Source organism: Bacillus sp. FSL K6-0073, assembly GCF_038006085.1.
Classification (GTDB): domain Bacteria; phylum Bacillota; class Bacilli; order Bacillales; family Bacillaceae_G; genus Bacillus_A; species Bacillus_A cereus.
Map to the genome: position 1 here is coordinate 4034113 of NZ_JBBOUN010000001.1, position 22826 is coordinate 4056938.

A 22826-nucleotide genomic window follows, 5' to 3' on the forward strand; every position below is an offset into this window, starting at 1 on the left:
TTTCATATTATTATTTTGTCCTAAATTTATTTCAATAAAAATACAATCACACAGCTATTTTAGCATACAGCACAAAAAAAAGACTACCATTCCGGTAGCGCTTAATACCCTTTATTTTTTAATCTGTAAAATAACCTTGTGATTTTTTTATATTGCATCACATCTGTCTGTTTCAAACCATTCTCAATATCTGTAAGTTCCACAGCTAAAATTTCACTTGCATAATTTTGCTGAAATAAAATATCTAGTAATAAACTTTCTTCTTCCTTTGTTAAAACAACTTCCCTTTGCATATACCCCTCTCCTTACACTCGCATCGTTACTCTTATTATATAAAAAATTCAACCTATTTAATAGATGTAATATTCAGTTTTTATTAAAAGATATGTAGCAATCGTACACATACAAAAAAATCATTTCGTATATCGATTTGCATAGCTAAACGCCGCATAAGCATCCGGCTTAATTTTTGCAGTTAATCCCATTGCTCGAATTTTTTCTGTCATATCTAAAATAAATTCTTTTGTTAAACCATCATTCCCAATGTCTAAATGAATTTCCATTATGAATCCAGCCCCATCTTGAGCATAAGGATGCAATAACTCCCATATTGTTTGTATATGAGTAGGCGTAAATAGACATGCGATTTCTTGACTAAACTGCGTTTCTAAATATATTTTCTCACGTAAGGTTGCCGGCTTATCTTTTACTGATCTGTGGTGTAAACAGCCCCAGGCACCTTTTCCAACACGATGAATATGGATTGCTGTAATAAACCTCGTATCCTTTTGATGCGCTTGCGAGTCTGTCCCAATGGATAATCGATATAAATTTCGCGGATCCTTTTCAATGAAACTACAAATACGGTTAAAGACCGTATCAAAATTTAAATGTCTCTCTGAAACATTGTAAAATTTATGTGCACCGTCCACAGAGTCACGTCCTTTCAATTAGACAGACTTTTCGTATTCTCATTGTATGGGACAAAAACTAAAATTATAACTTCCTATCCTTTATTCGTTTCAATATTTCGAATTACAAAGTGACAAACTTGGCACGTATAAATTACATTTTGATTAGATTGAGCCGTTAATACATGAATAATCTCAGCAGAACTTTGACAATTAGGACAAATCACAACTGGTAAACGTTCCATACGATAACCTCCTAGTCATATTTCTCCCGGCTATTTGCAGAACCCAGCGATTGTGAGAAGTTTAGCTTCACATATTCACCCAGTTGACGGGACTAATTTTCCACATGGATAAGCAAACTTGCACGGATTAAAATTTCATTTTAATACCATTGTAGGAAAAATAAAAAACTTCTATACATTCCGCTAGAAAGTAATAGAACTAAAAAAGGTACTGCCACATGGCAGTACCTTTTTTATATGTATCAAGAAATGATATCGTAAATCTCAATTGCAACCATGTCGATATTATCGAATTGATACACTTGAGGTTTTTCACCTTGTTGATACACTTCTAACTCATACATTTCACTTTTATCGAAAAATTTCACGCTACATTTGCGCTCACCGTTCACTTCAAAATAGCGTTGTGCTACTTCACCGCTTTCAGCTTGTTCTTGTAGACTAACAAGTCGAGTTAAAATTCCTTGGAGTAGAGACATGAAATCTCTCCTTTCTCTAATCTTCCTACCAATAGGTTTTACAGCTATACTCATTCTATCCGTCATAACAGAAAAAATGTTCCACACTCTAGGATAAAGGTTATTGGCCAGAAACTCAACTAAAAATTTGTCGAAATGCGAAGGAAAAAACAGAAAGAACATATTTCCCCTTCTTTATTGCGGTTTTTATACTGGAAGAATATAATAAAAAACAGAAAAAAGGAGGAATAACAATGAAAAAAATTGAGGTTTATACACAACCCGATTGTCCGCCATGTGTTATTGTGAAAGAATTTTTGAAGCATAATAACGTTGCATATGAAGAATTTGACGTAAAAAAAGACGCTGCTGCTCGCAATCGTCTTTTATACGACTATGATTCTTATTCAACTCCAACAGTCGTAATTGATGGCGAAGTAGTTGCAGGGTTTCAAATTGAAAAGTTACAACAACTACTCAATATAGAATAGGAATAGGTAAATACCTATTCCTATTCTTATCCCGCTATTTGTAGGTAGTAAAACTCCCACCCAAAATTTAGCTACAGCAAAGAAGTTAGATGGAAGAGTAATCCCTCTCACTGATTAAAAATTTCACTTTATAATTGTTGCAACCTTTTTATTTCAGTTAAAAGTTCCTGACTTTCATGATATCCTGCTAATTTCCATTTATCTTGATCCCTTTTCAATGTTACAATTTGATACTGTCCACTTTTTGTCCGCTCATATACATATAAATTTTTATGTTCTTCATCATACGACATTTTCGTTTCTGAATTAAAAGAAAACGGTGCTTCTTTTGCCGGAAGTAAATATTCACCACTTTGTTTATCACTTCTGCTATTTTCATCTGTAAATACTTGAAGGAAATTATCTGTAAAATACGGTGATAACGTCTCTATCATCTTATTCATCGGCAAATGCTTCCCACGAATTGAAAACTGTGTTTCATAGCCTTTTTGTATCGTTGTAAATACTTCTTTCCGATCGACTTCCACTTCCTCTTTTCCTAAAACAGTCGTAACACTATAACCAACTAGAAAGGCAACACATACAAATAGAACAAGCCATATTCCATATTTCCTCATTTTTTCACCTTCCTTTTAAAAGAACTTGTCTTTGTAGTATTCATTGTAACAATGATTATGCAAAGAAAGGACAGATTTCGTTCGTAAAATCTTTACAACGATAGACAGCATTTTCATCACCATTTTCACTATTACCAATTTATGATAAAAACAAACAAAAAATGCACGAATTCCTTCGTGCATTAAAATAAAACATCTTCTTCATATAAATATTCATAAGATAAATCTATAAATAAAAAGTTGTCATCATCAATCGGGAAAGAAAATGTTCGTACCATTTCTCCCGTTTCAATATCTGCATATAAATCTGAAAGCCTCGCCTTATTCTCAAAACGCATTTTCATGATATTCTCGAGAAAATACGGGCGCCAACTCCAGTTCTTCATATAATAATCCGGCATCACAATCCATTCTCCATCTTTTTTCATAACATTTCCTGATTGTTGGAAACCATCTTCATTACAAATAAATATACGAAAACTACACTGTGATACACTTTGACTAAATTGTAATAACCAATCATTTATATCTTCATTCTTTTTTTGTTTTGATAAAACATCGCCAATGCGATCGCGTAACATCTCTGTTAAATTATAAATTTTTTGTAACTTCTTCTTTTCATGCTGAATAAACTGATGACATTCATTACCCAGTCGCTCTTTCAAAACATTCGTTTCAATAAAATCAGGTAAACATTCTTTCAAATAATTACCTTGATAATATCTTCCACCGTTCTTCCAAGCATATTGCAGTTGATAAAAAGCATCTATTTCTTCATATAACAAAGTTGCACCAATTCTTCTAGCAAGTAATGATAAAGAATATAAAATATCTTGATAAGATTGTAAAAGTGCTGTTTGCCTTAAGTTCGTTAAATCTACTTTTAAAATATCAGGTGCTAACACGCTAATACGCTCTAAATTACTTGTGCCCGTTCCGACTTTATTAATGGAAATTTGAATACCATATGTACGATAATACATAAGCAAATGATTAAATTGCTCTATATCTTCTTTACATTCATGCTCTGTAATCTCTAAAACAATTTGTTTTAAATTTAAACCTTGTTCTTCATACCTCAATAAAAGTTGAAGCAAGCTTTCATCATTATCATTCATTAATACATTAGCATTCCGATGTATAAATAATAATAATTTTTGATCGCTTTCTAAATAACGATTTAAAGCTTTTTCTACTATAATATTATCCGCTTCCAGTTGAAATTCACTTGGAATCGAATCATCGTGAAAGAAAGAAGCTAAACTTTGTATGCCCTCTTCTGTTTGAATACGTCCTACTACTTCGTATCCAATTACAGTATGCTCATCAGCACTAAAAATAGCTTGATAATAAGGAAGGACTTTATCCAAGTTACTCATTACATCTAATGCATCTATCAACGTGCTTCCCTCCCTTTACTTTTCAAAAATTATAACATGATATTTACGGAAAAATAATAAAAAATCCCTTCAGTTTTCCTGAAGGGATTAGAGGGGTAAAATGCTAAGGGGAATTAGCAATTCTACTATGAAGAAAAAAGAGGTCTTAAATATAACGTATATATGACCTCTTGTAAACACTTTTCTTTCATATGTCACAATTCCGTCACATTTAACCGTAGAAAAATGAATCAAACATTCATTTTTTTATCCCTTTTAAAATGGATATTGATGTAAATGTTGTCCTCCATCCATTGTCATGCAAGTTCCATTTATGTACGCAGCTTCATCTGAACATAAATAATAAGCTAGGCCAGCGATTTCTTCTGGCGTACCCAACCTTCCAAGCGGAACACTTTGTATCGTACGTTTAGCCATTTCTTCTGAAATCCATAATTTATCAGCACCGCCCGTACGTTCAATTGGTCCTGGCGCGATAGCGTTAACTCGTATTCCATATTTACGTCCCCACTCAACAGCGAGCGTCTTCGTCATTGCTAATACTCCTGCCTTCGCTGCAGCCGAATGAATCACTCCTGGACCTGCATCCCATGCATATGTTGCTACCATGTTAATGATATTCCCTTTTATACCTTTTTCAATCCAATATTTTCCGACAGCATGACTACAGTAAAACGTACCGTTTAATACAATATTAATGACTGAATTCCAGCCATTCACAGATAAATCTTCTGCTGGACAAATAAAGTTTCCAGCTGCATTATTTATTAAAACATCAATTCTACCAAACTTCTCATCAATCTGTTCAATCATTTTCTGAATGTCATCCGTATTTCTTACATCCATTTGTACAGGTAATACTTGCCCTGGAAATTGTTCAATTTCCAACTTTGTTTCCTCTAGTTTTTCCTTTGTACGTCCTGTAATAACAACTCGTGCCCCTTCTTTTGCAAAACGAGTCGCCATTCCTTTTCCCATTCCACTCGATCCACCTGTTATAATAACTACCTTTTCTTTCACATACATCCCCTCCAAAAAATGAATACACATTCATTTTATCACTTTATTTAATAGAAATCTTTATATTTTTAAACTTTTCTGATATTTTAGCGTAAAGAACTTTCTTTTTATTCATTTTTTTTCGTAATCTATACTACTTTTTATTATGTAAAGTATATTTTAAATAAACTGAAAGGAGATTTGAGTAGCCTATAAATGGAATGAAAACATTGAGGTATACTCATATTTTTATGAAGCACATTACAAGAAGAAATTTTTTAAAAATTGGTATGCGTACTTGTCTCTATTCATTTATAACCAGTAGCATCGGATACTACTATGCTAAATATATAGAGCCCCATTTCATTTCTTTTACACAGCACACATTAAAATCACAACTCATCCCAAAAAGTTTTCATGGTATGAAAATTCTTCAATTCAGCGATTTACATCTCGGATACTATTTCTCGCTTCAACATTTATCTAAAGTTGTTTCTAAAATTAATACTGTAAATCCAGATATTGTCCTTTTTACCGGAGATCTCATTGATAATTATCAAACGTATACTGACACTCCTTTCGTTGCATCCATTTTAAAAAATATACAAGCCCCCTTTGGTAAATTCGCTATTTATGGTAACCATGATCACGGTGGATATGGAACTGAATACTATGAGCACATCATGCGTGAATCAGGATTTGAGCTATTGCTCAATAGTGAAAAAAGAATTCGTCTAATGGATAATAGCGAAATTTCTATTTTCGGTCTCGATGATATACTACTAGGCAAACCAAAAATAGAGAAAACATTAGAGCATGCACGGCAAAGTACTTATAACATTGTTCTTGTTCACGAACCAGATATCGCGCCCCAAGTTTCTAGATATCCAATCAACTTGCAACTTTCTGGTCATAGTCACGGCGGACAAGTACAAATTCCTTTTTTAGGAGCTATTATTACACCTTCACTCGCCAAAGACTATATTGAAGGCTTCTATACAATTCAGGATTTAACTCTCTATGTCAATCGAGGCCTGGGAAGAACACGTGTCCCATTTCGTTTTATGTCAAAACCTGAAATCACAATTTTCACACTCCAACATTCGTAATAATTCGCCTATTTTCTTACATATCCTTTCTTGTACGCGCTCATCCACGTTTTGTTTACCATATGATAAAAGTGAGTCCAATAAAGGAGGTATGTTCATGTATCCATATTATCAACCAATTCCAGTCCGTTCAGCACCTATTGGTCCAGTAGGCGACTCACGCTTCTTCCCGTTTTTTGGCGTTCCCTTTCTAGCTGGAATTGCTGGTGGATTGCTCGGCGGAGCATTAGCTTTCGGCCCTCGACCATTTTATCCACCTTATCCAACACCTTTCCCGCCGCCAGCACCTTATCCTTGTTACGGTGGACCATGTCAGCAACCATACTATTACTAAGTTAAAATAACGATTCTTTCAAATATTATTCTCTCAACGAGCCATCTCATTACACGCTTATAATAAAACTATTGTTTCTACTCATCCTTCCATTTTTGGAGCATATGAGTAGAAAAAAGTAAAAACCTCTTATTGACATAAGAGGTTTTTACTTTTTTCATTATTCAGCGTCTGTATTTTGATATGCCATCTTAAACAACTTCACTTGGCTATCAATTTCTTCTGTACTACTATTAATAACATAATAGTAATCACCATCTTTATTTTGTTCACGTGTTTTCACATTATCAGCTAATGTAAGCTGTAAAATCGCCTTAATTCGTGCCTTCATTTCAATATCTAATATTGGGAAAGATATTTCCACTCGCTTCTCCATATTTCGCGTCATCAAATCAGCTGAAGATAAATATATTTTCTCCTCCCCATTATGATGGAAATAATAAATACGGCTATGTTCTAAATATCTTCCAACAACACTAACTACACGAATATTTTCACTTACATTTGGAATGCCAGGTCGTAGGCAACATGTCCCTCGAACAATGAGCTCTACCTTTACTCCAGCTTGTGATGCTTCGTACATTTTTTTAATTAATGGTTTATCTGTTAATGAATTCATCTTAGCGATAATATATCCATTTCCATATTGCCTATGATAACGGATTTCTTCATCTATTAAATCTATAAATTGCTCTCTTATATCAAATGGAGCAACCGATAAATGATGAAAATGTGGCTTTGTTGTATAACCACTTAAATAATTAAAGAAATTGGTTGCATCAACCCCAAAGTCTTTTCTTGATGTAATATATCCAAAATCAGTATATAACTTCGCTGTTGCATCATTATAGTTTCCAGTTCCGAGATGTACGAACCTTTCGATTTTTCCGTTTTTTCTTCTTACAACTAACGTAATTTTACTATGTGTTTTCAAGTGACTTACACCGTAAATAACATGACAGCCTGCCTGTTCCAATTCTTTAGCCCAATGAACATTGTTTTCTTCATCAAATCTTGCCTTTAATTCAACTAATACTGTCACTTGTTTTCCCTTTTCAGCCGCTATCTTTAACGCCTGAATAATCGGTGAATCACCACTTACACGATATAACGTTTGTTTAATCGCAAGTACATTCGGATCGTCCGCCGCATCACGGACAAAATCAACTACCGGCTGAAATGATTCAAAAGGATGATGTAATAAAATATCATGCTCAATTGCTTTTTCAAATACATCTTCTTCATCACCTAAATCTTGAGGTGGTTGCGGAATAAGAGCCGGATATACAAGATGTTCATATAAAGGAGCTAGTTTTTTATATAAAGAAAACAAACATGTTAAATCTAATGGACCATCCATTATATATACATCTTCATCTTTTACTTCCAGAACCTCATATAATAACGCTAATACTCTTTCATCAATGTGTTCTTTCCCAACTTCTAAACGAACAGCAGCCCCCCACTTACGCTTTTTTAATTCTTTTTCAATTACCTTTAATAAATCTCTCGCACCTTCTTCATGAATCGTTAAATCTGCATTGCGTGTAATACGGAAACGAGTAACAGATGATACTGTATATCCCGTAAATAATTTATGAGTAAAGCTACTAATTACGTCTTCTAATAAAATAAATTTATGCTTTTGCCCTTCGCTCGGTAAAATTATGAAGCGCTCAAGTAATGAAGGAACTTGCACAATTCCTAACTTCGTCCTGTTTTCTTCTTCCGCTTGCTTCTCATCATATAAAAGAGTAGCCAAATTCAAACTTTTGTTTAATAACATTGGAAATGGGCGATATGCATCAATAGCTACAGGAGTTAACACCGGAAAAATTTGCTCATCAAAATACTCTTCTATAAATTCTCGCTGCTCTTTCGTCAAATCATTGAATGTTAAACGTTCAATTCCCTCTAACTCAAGTGCTGGTAATACATAATTTTTAAATGTATCATATTGTACTGTCATTAGTGCATGGGCTTTTATCGCAATTTTATTTAATTGCTTTTTTGGTGTTAAGCCAGCTTTATTTTCTGGCTGATTAAATCCAGCACTCACTTGATCCTTTAATCCCGCTACACGTACCATAAAAAATTCATCTAAATTCGAACTAAAAATACTAATAAATTTCAATCTTTCCAAAAGTGGATTATTTGCATCTTGCGCTTCTTGTAAGACACGTTCATTAAATGCTAACCAACTTAACTCTCGATTATTGTAATAAGCTGTATCATTTAAATTTACTGCATTCCCCTTCAATAATTCCATTCTCTTCACACTTCCCCTTGAAACTTTTTTACTATAATTTACTTACTTTTATTTTAGCAAATTACAATATTATAAAGTGTAATTTTTTTGTAAAGACATCCGTACAACCTAATATTTTAGTTCAAATGACAAGTTAATATTCGTTTTTAATACTCTTTCTAACTGTTTTTTTTGTTTTTCAGCTTGCACTTTTTCCGCTAATGCCGATTGTTCACATAAAGCTTTAAACGTTAATCCTTCTTCGCTTTCTGTTATAGATATGGTATCAATAAGCGATCGTTGCCTTGCATTTAAAGTAGCTGAAAATTGTAAAACAGCTCCTAACAGGCGGATTTTTTTTTGTTCGCTTTTATCAAACCAACCTTCAAATGGAGATAAATGTTGTTTAAATAACATTTTTGATTTATACGATGCAATAAGCGCTAGCCTTACTCGATCTTTATGCATCATGCCATCAATTGTCTTATTCGCTAATAAATAAAACGTATGTAAACGGCTCGCTTCTTCGTCTATATATTTGCCTATATTAAACACTTTCGCTGCTTGATGGAACACTTCCCAGTCTTTTACTGACATAGAAATAAGCCCTATTTCCTCAAGTTGTTTGCAAATTAGTCTTCCATGTTTAATAAGTTGAATAACAAATTCCATGTCCATTTCGTATTCATGTGATAGTAAATGCAGACTTTCTTCAACTACGTTCGGATAATATGAAATCCCCAAATCTTTTGTCAACTCTTCATAGAAAACACCTTCTCTTAACCCTTTTCTACTTAATACAAATGCCGGTGCCTCTATAACATTAACAAGTGTATGAAATACTTCAACCGCTGGAATAATCGTATCTGCTCGATCTTTTGCCAATCCTTCCAATTTCTGAAGTTCTATGAACGACAATCTTTCCAATTCATCTTTTACACTTTCAATATCTTCTTCTTTCATCTTGTATAAATGTAATCCTGCTATAGGATAACATATTAAATTTTGATGGATTTTTACTAAGTTCCTAGCACTACCACCAATTGCAATAAGAGGCAATTTCTTATTGATTAACCATGGTAACGTTCGAAGTTGAAACTCTAAATACTGTTGCATTCCCTCTAACTCATCTTTAGTAGGAATATCACCTTTAATAAATTGTTGCTTTAAAGAAAGTGCCCCAAAAGGAAAACTATGGTACTCTAAAATCTCTCTATTTCTAAAGTATGTAACTTCCGTACTTCCCCCACCAATATCTACCGTTATTCCTTCTGAAAACGATGTAGAATTCATAACCGCCAAGTATCCGTAACGCGCTTCCTCATACTCTGATAATACTCTAAGCGTAAAGTCCGTTTGTCCTTCAACAAGCTTTTTAATTTCCTCTTGATTCTCCGACTGTCTAATTGTTGCTGTTGCAACACAAAGTACATGATGCAACTGATGGAATCTTGTACTTTCTTGAAATTGAAATAATGTCTGTAATAATACTTCTATTCCCTCTTCATTCAACACACCATCAATTAAGTAATTCCTTAACCTAGCAACAACTTTCGTATTTTCAATCTCTTTATAAAAACCTCCATTTTGCTTTTCATAAATAACTAAACGCATTGTATTAGATCCAATATCTATAATGGCATACTGTTGTTTTAATATTTCTTTCAAACTTCTCACTCTTTCATTATCAAATTTCAAAAACATATTCTATTACTATTATACAAAATAGTTGTTTTTTGTAACAATATTGCTTTAATATTGAAAATATATACAATCACTTTTTGCGTATAATAAATACCTATTTTATTTATGGTATAATAATGAAAAATTGAAAGGAGATTCAATATGAAACCTTCACAACCACAATCTCAATTACAAAACCAACATTCTATTAATCGACTAGCTCAATCTATTTTCGTTGTGAATCGTCATGCTAAAGCAGCTACTAATCCTAAATATTTATACTGGTTAAAAAAGACAGCTTTAGAACGTTTGATTGCTGAAAAAAAAGCAATTAAAGAAGGATTACATTTTTCTAGAAACCCACGTTTTAGCCAACAACAATCTGATGTCCTTATACGTTTAGGCGATTATTTTTTCCACATCCCTCCTACGAAAGAAGATTTTCGAATTCTACCGCATCTTGGTCATCTTGAATCCTCCTATCGAAATCCGAAAACAACCTTATCTTTAACAGTGGCAAAAAAAACAATTCAAGATTATATTGGTCCTGAAGCATTAAAACAAGAAAAAAAATTAAGTGAACCTGTTCCATGGTATAGTCGTACTTATACAAAAAAATAAAACAGTTTGGCCAAGTGTAGGCCAAACTGTTTTATTTTTTCTCTTCTTTAATTTTAATATTTGCTTGTTTATAAAAAGCTACTTTTTCTGTATTATAAGACTTTGTGAATTCATTAAATTTATCTTTTTCTGACTCAATATCCTTATAAGATTGATTTACTACTTTTACTTTTTCACTAATATCTTTTAATTTAGTACCTTTATCTTGTAACATTGTATATAACTCTTTTTCTTGTTTTAAAGATTTGTCATAGCTGTCATACATTTTATTAAATGAATCGTGTCGTTTCTCATACGTGCTTTTCACTTTATCAGCTTGATCTTTCAATTTCTTATCTTCAATTTTCTTCACATACTTATCAGCTGACTTCACTTCTTCTTGCGCTTTATTTAAAACTTCTTTTTCTTTTGCAAGCACTTTTTCTCGTTCAGTTGTATTTTTCACTGCTTGATTCAGTTTTTCTTTAACAGTTTGATTATTATCTTTTCCTTCTTGAACAATCTGGTTATATAATTCTTGTCCTTCTTTCTCTAAAGTCTCAAGTTTTTTTGCATCTTCAAACATTGTTTTTTCTTGTTTAGCAGCGTTTTCAAACGCTACATATAATTCTTCTTCTGGTTTCGGACCGAAACAACCGGCTAATAAAATCATTGATAATGCAGTTACAATTGCTAATTTACTATATTTCAACATCTCTTCCTCCTACTTATAAACGACCATCGTGTAATATAAAAAAGTTATAAAATATGTAATTGTTCTATACACTCGCATCTTTTTTACGAAGATCATTAATATTGTTTGTACAAATTATTACTTGATATTACATTATTCTTTTTGAATTATTTAGCAATTCCATATCCATCTTTAAGTATACTACTTCGTGTTTTTTAAGGCCTGTTCACACTATGTATTACTTTAATGTCCACGGAATTTCACCTCAGTCTTAATAAGACTATAATAGTTCACCTGATAAAAGGTGATCGCTCCGCTCTCACGTCTATCATTCCCTTTCCAGCTTTCTATCAATTAATCTCTTTGTTCATTTTACACAGTACAATCGATATCTCGCAACAACTTACAAATATTCTTTTCATTTCCTAAAAAGGAAAAGTGTAGAGCTTGCTTTCCTCTACACTTTTAAAATAAAACACACTGTGCAAATTGCATTGACACTACCATCATAATTATATGCTTATTTCATATATTTTTAAAGACTTTTATTACAAACGTGGCGTTTTTTTGTAATAAAAGTCAAAAAAATGTTACAAATAAAACATCTTCCTATCATATATCTTCAAATCAAAGCTTCACTCATTTTCTTGCAAATTTCTATACTGGTACAATTGATTTTGCGACTTTCTCAACAGTTCTTCAAACGTTTTTCCTTCTACTGGATAGCTAGCTGCTCCAAATAAAAGAGTGACACTGAGTAAATCACCTTCTATTTCACTTTCAATATTTTTCATTAATCGTTTTGTTATTGTTGATGTTTCATGACCATTATCAATTGCTACAATAACGTACTTATTTTCATCCCACTTTGTAACAACATCGCCCTTCCGAATTGTCTTTACAATTGTACTCTCTAATTTTTGTACTAACACTCCCAACTTTTTTTCTTGCAACGTGTCTTTTAATCCTTCCCATTCTTTTACAGAAAGAATGTACACTGTAATATTACGAGAATCTCTTTCAGATAAAGCAGCTACTTTCCCAAAAAAATCAACAACAAAATCATTGCTTGCCATTCCTCCTACTTCCATACCCATACGCTCATTCGCTCTTTTATCGTACCAATGTCCAAAATAATAACTTAGTATCATTTGCAATATATAAATAATAAAGACGGTATAAAATGATCGTGAATCCAGTTTTGCAATTACATCCTGAAGTGCAATCCATTCTGTAACTGCCACAGTATTGCCAAGCAATAATCCACTAATTTTCCCTTTATGTTTCATACTTTTCCCCCTTTTATACCAATATATGTTTCTATATCAATAATGTTTTTCTACAAAATAAAAAATGTACATATGCAATGTACATTTCTGCTTAAGCTTGTATACCTTTTCTACTCTATTTCATATATATAATATATAACTTTTATAGAAAGGAGTAATCTATATGCTACAAAAAGAGAATCTATCAGATGCTATGCGTTTACTAGCTGGTTTTCTATTATCATTAAAATTATTATTTACCTCTTTCGGCATACACTTTATTACAAACGATCAAATCGACGCTATTGTTAATGTTGTTTCATTTTTATTTATTCTATACTTTGGCTACAAAAATAACTATGTAGGAAAAAAAGGAATGGAGCAAAAAAAAATACTCAAAAAACACAACCTTCACTAAAAAAGGAACCTTTTGTACAGGTTCCTTTTTATCATTGACGCACAACAACTTCATTTGTTTGCAGTGGGCCATATGATATCTCTTTATCTTGAAATGTATATGTAGCCTGAAAGAATGTTTGTTTAAGAGCTTTATCTTTATTAGCCTTTATTTTACAACGTAGTTCCACCTTCTCATTCGGTAACAATTCATCAATTCGCCATCTAACAAGCTGGAATAAAAACTCACTTATCCCCCTATCAACTTTTAAAGAATTAGGAATATAAGCAAAGTAATCTCGAATCATATGACTTACAACGACTCTCGAAATCATTTCTACCCCTTTATTTTCCACTTCAATTCGCATAATAAGTATGTCGTTTACATCGTAGGTCAATTCATACGAAAATTGTTCTGTATACATACTACCAATTTGTAATGTAACGGCTACTTGAGGAAATTCGTTTTCCTTTTTAGATCCGTCAATCCACAATACTGGTTGTAGCGGTATTGAATACTTTCCTGTATCCGAAATTCGTCCCCATATTTTCATAATATATATTCACCTCATTTCAGATGTAACATACACACAATGAATTCCCCAAATTACTAAAGCTTGCTACAAGCAACCTTTAATATTTCTCTTCCTTTTATCCTATTCGACAATATGAAGAAAAAACCATTTTTCATCTATTAACAGAAGGTGTTCTTTATGAAATTTTTTTACAATTTACTTCATTTCCTTTATAGCAATATTCAGTATGGCTCACTCGTTCTCTACTCATACGAAAGAATATTTTGACGGAAGAAAAAGTTTGCCTTATAGTCAAATTTGACTATAATATTCTTTATGGCATATCAGTGCACTTATGGAAAAGAAATTAAAATCAACTATACATTAAAATTTTTTATCCACTGCACTCAAAACTTAATATAGTTTACTTATTTCTAAAGGAGGGTTATATTTGGAAACTCAACCATTAAAAAAAGACGCCAACAAGACAAAATTTGTTGTTGCTGGTTTACTGCTTGGTATATTAATGGCCGCAATGGATAATACAATCGTTGCAACCGCAATGGCAACAATCGTTGGAGACCTAGGAGGATTTGATAAGTTTGTTTGGGTCACATCAGCTTATATGGTAGCAACAATGGCAGGGATGCCTATCTTCGGGAAACTTTCTGATATGTACGGGCGGAAACGTTTTTATATTGGGGGCCTCATTCTTTTCTTATTCGGTTCTGCTCTTTGCGGAACAGCTTCAAGTATTGAGCAATTAAGTATTTATAGAGCTATTCAAGGTATCGGTGGTGGTGCCCTTATGCCTATCGCCTTCACAATTATGTATGATATCTTCCCACCAGAAAAACGCGGGAAGATGACAGGGCTATTTGGTGCTGTTTTCGGGACATCTAGTGTATTCGGTCCTTTATTAGGTGCTTATATTACTGACTACATAAGTTGGCATTGGGTCTTCTATATTAATATTCCATTAGGACTTATCTCCTTTTTCTTCATTACTAAATACTACAGTGAGTCTCTAGAATTTAGAAAACAAAAAATTGATTGGGCTGGTGCTATTACACTTGTCATAAGTATCGTTTGCTTAATGTTCGCATTAGAACTTGGTGGTAAAGAATATGCCTGGAATTCCACTGTAATTATTGGCTTATTTACAACAGTATTTATTACACTTATTATTTTCTTCTTTGTAGAACGAAAAGCAACCGAGCCTATTATTTCGTTCCATCTATTTAAAAAACCTTTATTCGCAGCTAGCCAAGGAGTTGCCTTTTTCTATGGTGCCGCTTTTATTATCTGTACAGTTTATATTCCAATCTTCATTCAAGGCGTTCTTGGAGGTTCCGCCTCTAATGCTGGATTAATTTTAACACCAATGATGGTTGGTTCTGTAATTGGAAGTCAAACAGGAGGACAATTAGCTTCTCGAACAAGCTATCGTAACATTATGATGGTATCTGGTGTCTTCTTCGTTCTTGGTATTTATTTATTAAGTACTTTAACAATGGACACACCTCGTTTACTCGTAACACTATTTATGATTCTCGCTGGGCTTGGTGTTGGCTTCTCATTCTCAGTATTAAGTATGTCCTCTATTCACAAGTTGGAAATGCGGGACCGTGGTTCGGCGACATCAACAAACTCATTCTTCCGATCACTCGGTATGACTCTTGGTGTAACGATTTTCGGTACAATTCAAAATCATATTTTTACAGATAAACTAAACTCTGTATTCCCACCTGAACTAGCAAAGTTAGCTCCAAAAGGCGGAGACACAAGTTTCTTATTATCACCAGGCGCTACCGCAAAAATTCCTGCTGAAGTATTAGCGGGTATTAAAGAAGCTCTCGCTACATCTATTGCGAATACATTCTTCTGGGCACTCATCCCGGCTGTACTAAGTATTATTTGTATTTTACTTATGGGAAATGAACGCCTCTTTACAGGCCCTAAAAAGAAAGAAAAACAAAAGCAAGTTAGTTAATATAAAAAAGAAGCGGCATATTCCTTTATGAAAAAGGATATGCCGTTTATAATATGTATAAAGTGAAACTTTAATCAGTGAGGGGTGTTCATCCCCCACTGATTATTAGCCCTCACCAATCGGGCTTTTACGGGCAGTTAATCCCCACCTAACTTCTTTGCTTCCGCTGAATTTTTGGGTGGGGATCTTACTGGATAAAGTTTTTATATACAGGAGTTGAGACAGCATGAGCATGAAATTAGTCATTCTCGGCTTGCTACTCGAAGGAGATAAACATCCATATGAAGTGCAGCATATTATGAAAGAACGACAAATGGATTGTTACATTAAATATGCTAAAGGATCACTTTATTACGCCTTCGAGCAATTAGAAAAGCAAGGCGCAATTCATATTACAAATGTAATTAGAGACACAAATCGACCTGACAAAACGATTTTTCATATAACAGAAGAAGGCAAAAAACTATTCCACACTTTACTATTAAAACAATTCGAAGCCAAAAACCAAATATATAAACCTATTTATTCAGCCTTATCTTTCGCTCACTTTAGCAATGATCACGAATTAGTTCCTATTTTAGAAAAAAAGAAAAACGATACTCTTCAATATTTACATACTATGCAAACGATATATGATTGTAATAAAGGAAAGGTTCCACGTGCACAACTATATATTTTGCAAAGTGTAATTGAGCATATTACAGTTGAATTACAATGGCTAAACACTCTCCTTAAAGATGCTATAGCAGGCCGACTTTCAGAAGTTGCTATAGATGAAAATTGAGCTATGAAAGAAGACATCCCTACTTCTTTCATAGCTCAATTTCTCTTTTTATACTGTACTATTATTAATTACTTCAGAATAAAAATTCAGAATAATAAGAAATAAAAAACTTTAGAATTTTCTTATTTCAAAACAGTAGACAAAATTCCAAAAATTGTGTTAGAATTTGTTTCAATATCATATCGCTTGTTAAATTCCTTTCAAAAGGAAAATAGGTACACGAAAGTTTCGTTTCGTGTTTAAAAGGGAAGCTTGGTGAAACTCCAACACGGTCCCGCCACTGTAAATGCTGAGATTTCTTTTTAGTACCACTGTGAAAACGGGAAGGTGAAAGAAATTATATGAAGCATAAGTCAGGAGACCTGCCTGTTTTAACAACACTGATAGATTCACGGATGATGATGAGGTGTTAAAACAAAAAGGAAGGCTTATTTTCTATGTCTTTGTACTTTTTGTTATAGGTATTTCCTAGTAAACGGAAATGCTTACTTTCAATTAGGGAGGAATTTAAAATGGCAATTCAAACAAGTAACTTAGGTTATCCACGTATCGGACTACAACGAGAGTGGAAAAAAACATTGGAAGCATTTTGGTCCAATAAAATCGATGAAGAACAATTTTTAACAACAATGAAAGAAATTCGCCTTCAACACGTAAAAGTACAGCAAGAAAAAGGGATTGAACTCATTCCAATTGGCGACTTTACATATTATGATCACGTTTTGGATACTGCCTATATGCTAGGATTTATTCCATCACGCTTTTCTGAGTTTACATCTTACCTTGATGTATATTTCGCAATGGCGCGTGGCTCTAAAGATCACGTAGCTTCCGAAATGACAAAATGGTTTAACACAAACTATCACTATATCGTTCCTGAATATGAAGAGGGATTACAAATCTCTTTAAAAGATAATCGTCCACTTCGCTTATACGAAGAGGCAAAACAAGAATTAGGAGTAGATGGAAAGCCTGTTATTTTAGGACCATATACTTTCTTAAAATTAGCTAAAGGCTATACACAACAACAATTTCCCACCATTTTAAAACAGTTAGTTGCACCTTACGTACAACTGCTTTCAGAACTACATGCAGCTGGGGCACAAGCCATTCAAGTTGATGAACCGATTTTCGCTTCTTTAACGAAAGAAGAAGTTCAACAAGCAAAAGAAATTTATGAAGCTATTCGTAAAGAAGTTCCAAATGCGACTCTTCTTTTACAAACATATTTTGATAGCGTAGAAGAAAACTATGAAGAAATTATTACATTCCCGGTATCCGGTATTGGATTAGATTTCATTCATGGTAAAGAAGGTAATTTAAATGCTATTTCAAAATATGGATTCCCAGCTGATAAAACTTTAGCTGTCGGTTGTATAGACGGCCGTAACATTTGGAGAGCTGACCTTGATGAAGTACTTGCGTTATTTACAACGTTACAAAAACAAGTCCAAACGAAAGATATCATCGTTCAACCTTCTTGTAGCTTATTGCATACACCAATCGATAAAACAGAAGAAACTCACTTATCGACTGAGCTGTTTGATGCGTTAGCATTTGCAAATCAAAAATTAGAAGAGCTAGTTCTTATTCATTCCGCTCTCACTCAAGGTACAGAAAGCATTAATAATGAGCTGGAAACATATCGAAACGTACATCATACAATTCGGTCATCTGCTGCTCGTAACCGAGAAGATGTCAAAGCAGCACGAACAGCACTAAAAGAAGAAGATTTTTCACGCCCTCTTCCATTTGAAAAACGATACGAATTACAACAAGTTGCCCTGGAGTTACCGCTATTACCAACAACGACCATTGGTAGCTTCCCGCAAACAACTGAAGTTCGTCAAACGCGAAAAGAATGGCGTAACGGTGTTATTTCAAATGAACAATACGAACAATTTATTGAAAAAGAGACAGAAAAGTGGATTCGTTACCAAGAAGAAATTGGGCTTGATGTACTTGTACATGGTGAATTTGAAAGAACTGACATGGTCGAATATTTTGGTGAGCGCCTTGCTGGTTTCTCATTCACTAAAAACGGTTGGGTACAATCTTACGGTTCCCGCTGCGTAAAACCACCTGTTATTTATGGTGATGTAGCCTTTATTAACGGCATGACTATTAAGGAAACAGTTTATGCACAAAGCTTAACAGAGAAAGTTGTAAAAGGAATGTTAACCGGACCTGTTACAATTTTAAATTGGTCCTTCGTTCGAAATGATATTCCAAGAAAAGAAGTTTCGTATCAAATTGCACTAGCTCTTCGTCACGAAATTGAACTACTTGAATCTTCCGGAATTAGAGTAATCCAAGTCGATGAGCCCGCACTTCGTGAAGGAATGCCACTAAAAGAAAAAGATTGGGATGCTTATATTACATGGGCAGTACAATCCTTCCTTTTAGCAACTTCTTCTGTAGCAAATGAAACACAAATTCATACTCATATGTGTTACAGTAACTTCGAAGATATTGTTGACGCGATTCGCGCATTAGATGCAGATGTAATTTCTATCGAAACATCAAGAAGTCACGGAGAATTTATTGATACTTTAAAACATACAACATATGAAAAAGGCATCGGCCTAGGTGTATATGATATTCATAGCCCACGTGTACCGAGTAAAGATGAAATGTATAAAATCGTAGAACAATCTTTAGAAGTATGTGATCCTAAATATTTCTGGATTAATCCTGATTGTGGTTTAAAAACGAGAAGAACAGAAGAAGTTATTCCAGCTTTAGAACATATGGTGCAAGCAGCGAAAGATGCTCGTTCCCTTTTAAAAACAAACGCATAACAAAAATGGGTTATCCTTTTCTCAGGATAACCCATTTTTTATTCTTTACTTTCAAAAAAGAATTCGTATTGTATTTTATATAATTCATCATCCGTTGGCTCTTCAAGAGGAATTGCTTGTAAGACAACTGTATACTCACCATTTGGAATAGGTATTTGAAATTTATTAGAAAGAATACTCGTTATAACGATACTTTCATTTTCAACTGTAAAAGGAACCGTAATCGTTCTAACTACTTCTTCTTTTTCAATATGTTTCCCTGGGGTCACTTTCACTTCACAAGTATAATCTGAAAGTGCTTCAAAAATAACAGTTCCATCTGCCTTAGCATAACCTCTTTCAAAATCTTCATCAGTCCAGTCTACATAAGGCTGCTCACCGTCATAGTTCATCAACATTAATTGCGAATAAGAAATCGTTAACTCCATAGTTCCCCTTCTCCTTCATTATGAAATGTACAACTACTACTTCACTTCAAATTTTACTCGCGTACCATCTGGATATTTATCTAACTTATTCCCTACCCAAGAGCCTGCTCCGCGGTTATCCGCCGGACTTATATATTCAATATGTGCTCCTTTTCCGCCTTCCTTGCACATCGCCATTGGCCATTCATCACGATCATACCCTTTTTTTGATGGATATGGTGCTAACGACAATTTCCTTCTATCTGCAGCACCACCACGATCGATTGTACAAACTTCTGAATGCCCTTCTTTTATAGCATCCGTAATATGTTTTCCGGTCTCTGGATAACGTTCTTTCGGAAATTCTAACACTTGATCATACGTATTTGTTTTCTTTACACTTGTTTCCTCTGGCACAAGTACTTCATAAACTGCCACTAAAATAGACAGAATTGCGATAATTGAAATGATAATACCTTTTAATTGCTTCATGTATACCTCCATGTTTCTACCAGTTTCTTTTCCTCCGTTATTATAACAAACTTCTCCTGTATATGTTTTCAGACATTATTTTAGTTATTCCTTGCCATTCCGCCAAAAATTTTCATTTTTTCACTAATGCTGTAGAAAACTAATAGCCTTCCGACATTCTTTTTCAAAGGAAGTCCTCATAAAAGATTGAAATGATATATACGATACTTTTTGGGGAGGAAATATGATGGAAGCTACCTATAAAACGAAAGATGTCACGAATAAAACAGGCATCCCAAAACATATAGTTCGCAAATATAGTCAGCTGTTAGAGGAACATGGTTATATGATTTCCAAAACAGCTGATGCTCGTATTTATAAACTTGATGATTTAAAACTATTGAAATCTATACACGAAAGAGCTGCTACATTACAAGAAGATATTTCAGAAACGATACCGATTATTTTAAAAGAAAAAGAGGCCCCGCCTGTACCAGTTATACAAGATAAGCAAGAGATACAAACGAAAGAAAAAGAAGATGGGCGTAACTTTGAGGAGTTCATGTTAAAACTTGAAATGCTAGCTCAATTAAATGAAGCAATTATTCATCAAAATTCTACTCTAATTACACAAAATCGTTTAAAGGATGAGAAACTAGACGAATTGATGCAACAAGTTTATGTAAAAGAAGGCTCTCAAGAAAAAATGCTTCAAGAGTTAGTCGATCACGCCGCTCAAACAGATGCACTGCAAAAAGAAAAGATGGACTTATTAATGAATCATATGTATAAACGAGAATCCAAACAGGAAGAAAAAATGAATAAACTTGTTAGTCAAATTTATAACAAGGACAGTAACCGTGATGCACAGCTTATGCAAGTTATTCGAGAAATTCAAGAAACAAAAAGAATGGTTGCTGCCTCAAAAGAGCAAAGCTTCTTTCAATCATTTAAAAGTTTATTTAGCCGAGCAAAACAAGAAAAAACAAATGAATAAACAATATAAAATAAAAAGTTACCTTCCATCGGTAACTTTTATTCCTTATTTTGTACAGCTGGTAATATAATAATTGCTTCAGTGCCTTTTCCACTTTCACTCTTATATTCCAATGTACCATTATGCGCTTGTAAAATACTAAATGTTACCATAAGCCCTAATCCTGTCCCTTTTTCTTTTAAAGAATAATATGGTTGCCCAAGCCTTGCTAACTGTTCTTTCGTCATACCAACACCACTATCTTTAACTCTTATTATGATTGTTTCGTCTTTTTGAATAGCTGTTACTTTTAAATATCCTTTATTTCCTTGAATTGCTTCAATACCATTTTTAACAACATTCATAATAGCTTGCTTCAATTTTGTCTTATCACCAATCGTATAAAGACTTTCTGAAATTTCAACTTGTAAATACACACCTTGCATCGCTGCAAATGACGACATGAGAGTGGTCATTTCTATTAATTGGGCTGATAAACAAATGTGTTCTTTTTTCTCAATTTGCGGCCTTGCTAAATTTAAGTAATCTGAAATAATTTGTTCCGCCCGATCCAATTCAGCTAATACGAGACTCATATAATCCTTATTCTTCACATCTTCCGTACTTTCTAGTAATTGGATAAACCCACGAACAACAGTTAGTGGATTTCGAACTTCATGTGCCACACTTGCTGCTAACTCACTTACAATATTAAGCTTTTCTGATTTTTGCATCTCTGTACGTAGCAATGCATTTTCATTTAAATATTCAGTTAAATACACCTGAAATACCATTGTCATGACCATGATAAGCGAGGCAAATATAAATCCGCTATATATTTGCGAAATATACGGTGTAAATCCTGTTTCCAAAAGAACATTAATCATGCCTAATACTAAAGAAACAAGCACATAAAATGATGAAATCATAAATGCTAAAATTAATTTCTTATCCCTTGAAAAAAGAGACCATTTCTTTGATAAAAATAGCGGAACTATTAATAGAAATATTACTTCTACAACCGGAAGAAAGCTCATTCCCTTTAGTAACCATTCATATGCAACAAAAATAACCGCTGGGATTAAACCAACAATCCCACCATATAAAAACCCACTGACTATTGGAATTGGGTGAAAGTTATACCCGCACACATTGCCAAAACAAATAGAATATGTCATGGAGAGAACGAGCGTAACGCTAGATAAAAACATAATAAAGTAACGATTTGGCTTCGGAGGCATTTCTTGATAGCGATTTAAACGAATCGCTTCATATAAAAATAGTGGCAAAATTATGATGGCAATTTGAATCAACAAATCACGGATAAGCTCCATAACCTCTCATCCCCTATATGTATTTTGATATGATTATATCATTTTATAGGTGTATTTGTTTTAAAATTTTGATTTTTCTTAACATATTTGTT

Annotated in this window: 24 protein-coding genes and 1 riboswitch; of the genes, 9 read left to right on the forward strand and 15 right to left on the reverse strand. The window is 33.5% G+C overall.

Features of this window, described 5'->3' with window-relative positions; translation table 11 throughout:
- Positions 1-101 precede the first annotated feature (101 nt).
- The 4 genes from abbA to MHB52_RS20715 form a co-directional block, all read right to left on the reverse strand.
- The gene (abbA, locus tag MHB52_RS20700; RefSeq protein ID WP_001188692.1) at positions 102-293 is read right to left on the reverse strand and encodes an antirepressor AbbA; all 192 of its coding nucleotides are present in this window, start codon (positions 291-293) and stop codon (positions 102-104) included.
- A gap of 120 nt (positions 294-413) precedes the next feature.
- A complete protein-coding gene (locus MHB52_RS20705; protein WP_016118569.1) occupies positions 414-932 on the reverse strand; it encodes a ribonuclease H-like YkuK family protein in 519 nt (172 codons plus the stop codon).
- A 74-nt stretch (positions 933-1006) separates the two neighbouring features.
- Entirely contained in the window at positions 1007-1156 is a 150-nt protein-coding gene (locus MHB52_RS20710) for a hypothetical protein (protein ID WP_000440540.1), read from the reverse strand.
- 242 nt (positions 1157-1398) lie between these two features.
- Entirely contained in the window at positions 1399-1635 is a 237-nt protein-coding gene (locus MHB52_RS20715) for a YkuJ family protein (protein ID WP_000055151.1), read from the reverse strand.
- A gap of 233 nt (positions 1636-1868) precedes the next feature.
- On the opposite strand from MHB52_RS20715, the gene MHB52_RS20720 reads away from it, so the two are divergent.
- Positions 1869-2105 (forward strand): glutaredoxin family protein, encoded by a 237-nt coding sequence (locus MHB52_RS20720; protein ID WP_000717875.1) that lies wholly within the window; start codon positions 1869-1871, stop codon positions 2103-2105.
- Between the two features lie 128 nt (positions 2106-2233).
- Here the strand turns inward: MHB52_RS20720 and MHB52_RS20725 are convergent, their stop codons facing one another.
- The 3 genes from MHB52_RS20725 to fadH all read right to left on the reverse strand — a co-directional run bounded on the left by MHB52_RS20725 (position 2234) and on the right by fadH (position 5142).
- On the reverse strand, positions 2234-2722 hold the full coding sequence (locus MHB52_RS20725; protein WP_001233804.1) for a DUF3993 domain-containing protein: 489 nt from the start codon (positions 2720-2722) through the stop codon (positions 2234-2236).
- A gap of 182 nt (positions 2723-2904) precedes the next feature.
- Complete coding sequence (locus MHB52_RS20730) at positions 2905-4122, reverse strand: EAL domain-containing protein (RefSeq protein WP_000564310.1); 1218 nt, start codon at positions 4120-4122, stop codon at positions 2905-2907.
- A 255-nt stretch (positions 4123-4377) separates the two neighbouring features.
- A complete protein-coding gene (fadH, locus tag MHB52_RS20735) occupies positions 4378-5142 on the reverse strand; it encodes a 2,4-dienoyl-CoA reductase (protein ID WP_000660913.1) in 765 nt (254 codons plus the stop codon).
- Between the two features lie 230 nt (positions 5143-5372).
- On the opposite strand from fadH, the gene MHB52_RS20740 reads away from it, so the two are divergent.
- Both MHB52_RS20740 and MHB52_RS20745 read left to right on the forward strand, forming a co-directional pair.
- Entirely contained in the window at positions 5373-6230 is an 858-nt protein-coding gene (locus MHB52_RS20740; RefSeq protein ID WP_061663497.1) for a metallophosphoesterase, read from the forward strand.
- 97 nt (positions 6231-6327) lie between these two features.
- Positions 6328-6564, forward strand: a complete 237-nt coding sequence (locus MHB52_RS20745) for a hypothetical protein (RefSeq protein WP_000283741.1) — start codon at positions 6328-6330, stop codon at positions 6562-6564.
- Positions 6565-6724: 160 nt separating this feature from the next.
- Here the strand turns inward: MHB52_RS20745 and MHB52_RS20750 are convergent, their stop codons facing one another.
- Together MHB52_RS20750 and MHB52_RS20755 are read right to left on the reverse strand one after the other, a co-directional pair.
- Positions 6725-8833 (reverse strand): polyphosphate kinase, encoded by a 2109-nt coding sequence (locus tag MHB52_RS20750; RefSeq protein WP_000421677.1) that lies wholly within the window; start codon positions 8831-8833, stop codon positions 6725-6727.
- Between the two features lie 108 nt (positions 8834-8941).
- Positions 8942-10516 (reverse strand): Ppx/GppA family phosphatase, encoded by a 1575-nt coding sequence (locus MHB52_RS20755; protein WP_002000750.1) that lies wholly within the window; start codon positions 10514-10516, stop codon positions 8942-8944.
- A gap of 141 nt (positions 10517-10657) precedes the next feature.
- Between MHB52_RS20755 and MHB52_RS20760 the strand changes: the two genes are divergently transcribed.
- A complete protein-coding gene (locus tag MHB52_RS20760; RefSeq protein ID WP_000804862.1) occupies positions 10658-11116 on the forward strand; it encodes a YkyB family protein in 459 nt (152 codons plus the stop codon).
- A 31-nt stretch (positions 11117-11147) separates the two neighbouring features.
- On the opposite strand, the gene MHB52_RS20765 is transcribed toward MHB52_RS20760, so the two are convergent.
- Together MHB52_RS20765 and MHB52_RS20770 are read right to left on the reverse strand one after the other, a co-directional pair.
- Entirely contained in the window at positions 11148-11810 is a 663-nt protein-coding gene (locus MHB52_RS20765; protein WP_000922482.1) for a YkyA family protein, read from the reverse strand.
- Positions 11811-12424: 614 nt separating this feature from the next.
- A complete protein-coding gene (locus MHB52_RS20770) occupies positions 12425-13078 on the reverse strand; it encodes a diguanylate cyclase domain-containing protein (RefSeq protein ID WP_000680811.1) in 654 nt (217 codons plus the stop codon).
- Positions 13079-13241: 163 nt separating this feature from the next.
- On the opposite strand from MHB52_RS20770, the gene MHB52_RS20775 reads away from it, so the two are divergent.
- Positions 13242-13475, forward strand: a complete 234-nt coding sequence (locus MHB52_RS20775; RefSeq protein ID WP_000939448.1) for an SPP1 phage holin family protein — start codon at positions 13242-13244, stop codon at positions 13473-13475.
- Between the two features lie 31 nt (positions 13476-13506).
- On the opposite strand, the gene MHB52_RS20780 is transcribed toward MHB52_RS20775, so the two are convergent.
- Entirely contained in the window at positions 13507-14007 is a 501-nt protein-coding gene (locus MHB52_RS20780; protein WP_000708122.1) for a hypothetical protein, read from the reverse strand.
- Between the two features lie 412 nt (positions 14008-14419).
- On the opposite strand from MHB52_RS20780, the gene MHB52_RS20785 reads away from it, so the two are divergent.
- From MHB52_RS20785 to metE, 3 genes are all read left to right on the forward strand, one after another.
- A complete protein-coding gene (locus tag MHB52_RS20785) occupies positions 14420-15961 on the forward strand; it encodes an MDR family MFS transporter (RefSeq protein WP_000449899.1) in 1542 nt (513 codons plus the stop codon).
- Positions 15962-16187: 226 nt separating this feature from the next.
- Complete coding sequence (locus MHB52_RS20790) at positions 16188-16745, forward strand: PadR family transcriptional regulator (protein ID WP_000062063.1); 558 nt, start codon at positions 16188-16190, stop codon at positions 16743-16745.
- Positions 16746-16941: 196 nt separating this feature from the next.
- Positions 16942-17129: riboswitch (cobalamin riboswitch) on the forward strand.
- 128 nt (positions 17130-17257) lie between these two features.
- Entirely contained in the window at positions 17258-19546 is a 2289-nt protein-coding gene (metE, locus tag MHB52_RS20795; protein WP_001007614.1) for a 5-methyltetrahydropteroyltriglutamate--homocysteine S-methyltransferase, read from the forward strand.
- Positions 19547-19584: 38 nt separating this feature from the next.
- Here metE and comJ read toward each other — a convergent pair whose 3' ends face one another.
- Positions 19585-19974: a competence protein ComJ gene (gene comJ, locus MHB52_RS20800; RefSeq protein WP_000424030.1), complete on the reverse strand. Its 390-nt coding sequence runs from the start codon at positions 19972-19974 to the stop codon at positions 19585-19587.
- Between the two features lie 36 nt (positions 19975-20010).
- Positions 20011-20445: a DNA-entry nuclease gene (gene nucA / locus MHB52_RS20805; RefSeq protein ID WP_000811494.1), complete on the reverse strand. Its 435-nt coding sequence runs from the start codon at positions 20443-20445 to the stop codon at positions 20011-20013.
- A gap of 226 nt (positions 20446-20671) precedes the next feature.
- Here nucA and MHB52_RS20810 point away from each other — a divergent pair, with 226 nt between their 5' ends.
- Positions 20672-21421: a DUF3967 domain-containing protein gene (locus MHB52_RS20810; protein ID WP_000388471.1), complete on the forward strand. Its 750-nt coding sequence runs from the start codon at positions 20672-20674 to the stop codon at positions 21419-21421.
- 38 nt (positions 21422-21459) lie between these two features.
- Here the strand turns inward: MHB52_RS20810 and kinB are convergent, their stop codons facing one another.
- Positions 21460-22734 (reverse strand): sporulation sensor histidine kinase KinB, encoded by a 1275-nt coding sequence (gene kinB / locus MHB52_RS20815; protein WP_016118571.1) that lies wholly within the window; start codon positions 22732-22734, stop codon positions 21460-21462.
- Between the last annotated feature and the right edge of the window lie 92 nt (positions 22735-22826).

Bases quoted from the DNA above. Each gene is read 5' to 3' on its own strand.
- MHB52_RS20725 (WP_001233804.1), bottom strand. From the start codon at position 2,722: ATGAGGAAATATGGAATATGGCTTGTTCTATTTGTATGTGTTGCCTTT.
- nucA (WP_000811494.1), bottom strand. From the start codon at position 20,445: ATGAAGCAATTAAAAGGTATTATCATTTCAATTATCGCAATTCTGTCT.
- MHB52_RS20720 (WP_000717875.1), top strand. From the start codon at position 1,869: ATGAAAAAAATTGAGGTTTATACACAACCCGATTGTCCGCCATGTGTT.
- MHB52_RS20775 (WP_000939448.1), top strand. From the start codon at position 13,242: ATGCTACAAAAAGAGAATCTATCAGATGCTATGCGTTTACTAGCTGGT.
- MHB52_RS20770 (WP_000680811.1), bottom strand. From the start codon at position 13,078: ATGAAACATAAAGGGAAAATTAGTGGATTATTGCTTGGCAATACTGTG.
- MHB52_RS20780 (WP_000708122.1), bottom strand. From the start codon at position 14,007: ATGAAAATATGGGGACGAATTTCGGATACAGGAAAGTATTCAATACCG.
- MHB52_RS20755 (WP_002000750.1), bottom strand. From the start codon at position 10,516: ATGTTTTTGAAATTTGATAATGAAAGAGTGAGAAGTTTGAAAGAAATA.
- kinB (WP_016118571.1), bottom strand. From the start codon at position 22,734: ATGGAGCTTATCCGTGATTTGTTGATTCAAATTGCCATCATAATTTTG.
- MHB52_RS20810 (WP_000388471.1), top strand. From the start codon at position 20,672: ATGGAAGCTACCTATAAAACGAAAGATGTCACGAATAAAACAGGCATC.
- MHB52_RS20750 (WP_000421677.1), bottom strand. From the start codon at position 8,833: ATGGAATTATTGAAGGGGAATGCAGTAAATTTAAATGATACAGCTTAT.
- MHB52_RS20710 (WP_000440540.1), bottom strand. From the start codon at position 1,156: ATGGAACGTTTACCAGTTGTGATTTGTCCTAATTGTCAAAGTTCTGCT.
- MHB52_RS20765 (WP_000922482.1), bottom strand. From the start codon at position 11,810: ATGTTGAAATATAGTAAATTAGCAATTGTAACTGCATTATCAATGATT.
- MHB52_RS20745 (WP_000283741.1), top strand. From the start codon at position 6,328: ATGTATCCATATTATCAACCAATTCCAGTCCGTTCAGCACCTATTGGT.
- metE (WP_001007614.1), top strand. From the start codon at position 17,258: ATGGCAATTCAAACAAGTAACTTAGGTTATCCACGTATCGGACTACAA.
- MHB52_RS20740 (WP_061663497.1), top strand. From the start codon at position 5,373: ATGAAGCACATTACAAGAAGAAATTTTTTAAAAATTGGTATGCGTACT.
- comJ (WP_000424030.1), bottom strand. From the start codon at position 19,974: ATGGAGTTAACGATTTCTTATTCGCAATTAATGTTGATGAACTATGAC.
- MHB52_RS20715 (WP_000055151.1), bottom strand. From the start codon at position 1,635: ATGTCTCTACTCCAAGGAATTTTAACTCGACTTGTTAGTCTACAAGAA.
- abbA (WP_001188692.1), bottom strand. From the start codon at position 293: ATGCAAAGGGAAGTTGTTTTAACAAAGGAAGAAGAAAGTTTATTACTA.
- MHB52_RS20760 (WP_000804862.1), top strand. From the start codon at position 10,658: ATGAAACCTTCACAACCACAATCTCAATTACAAAACCAACATTCTATT.
- MHB52_RS20790 (WP_000062063.1), top strand. From the start codon at position 16,188: ATGAGCATGAAATTAGTCATTCTCGGCTTGCTACTCGAAGGAGATAAA.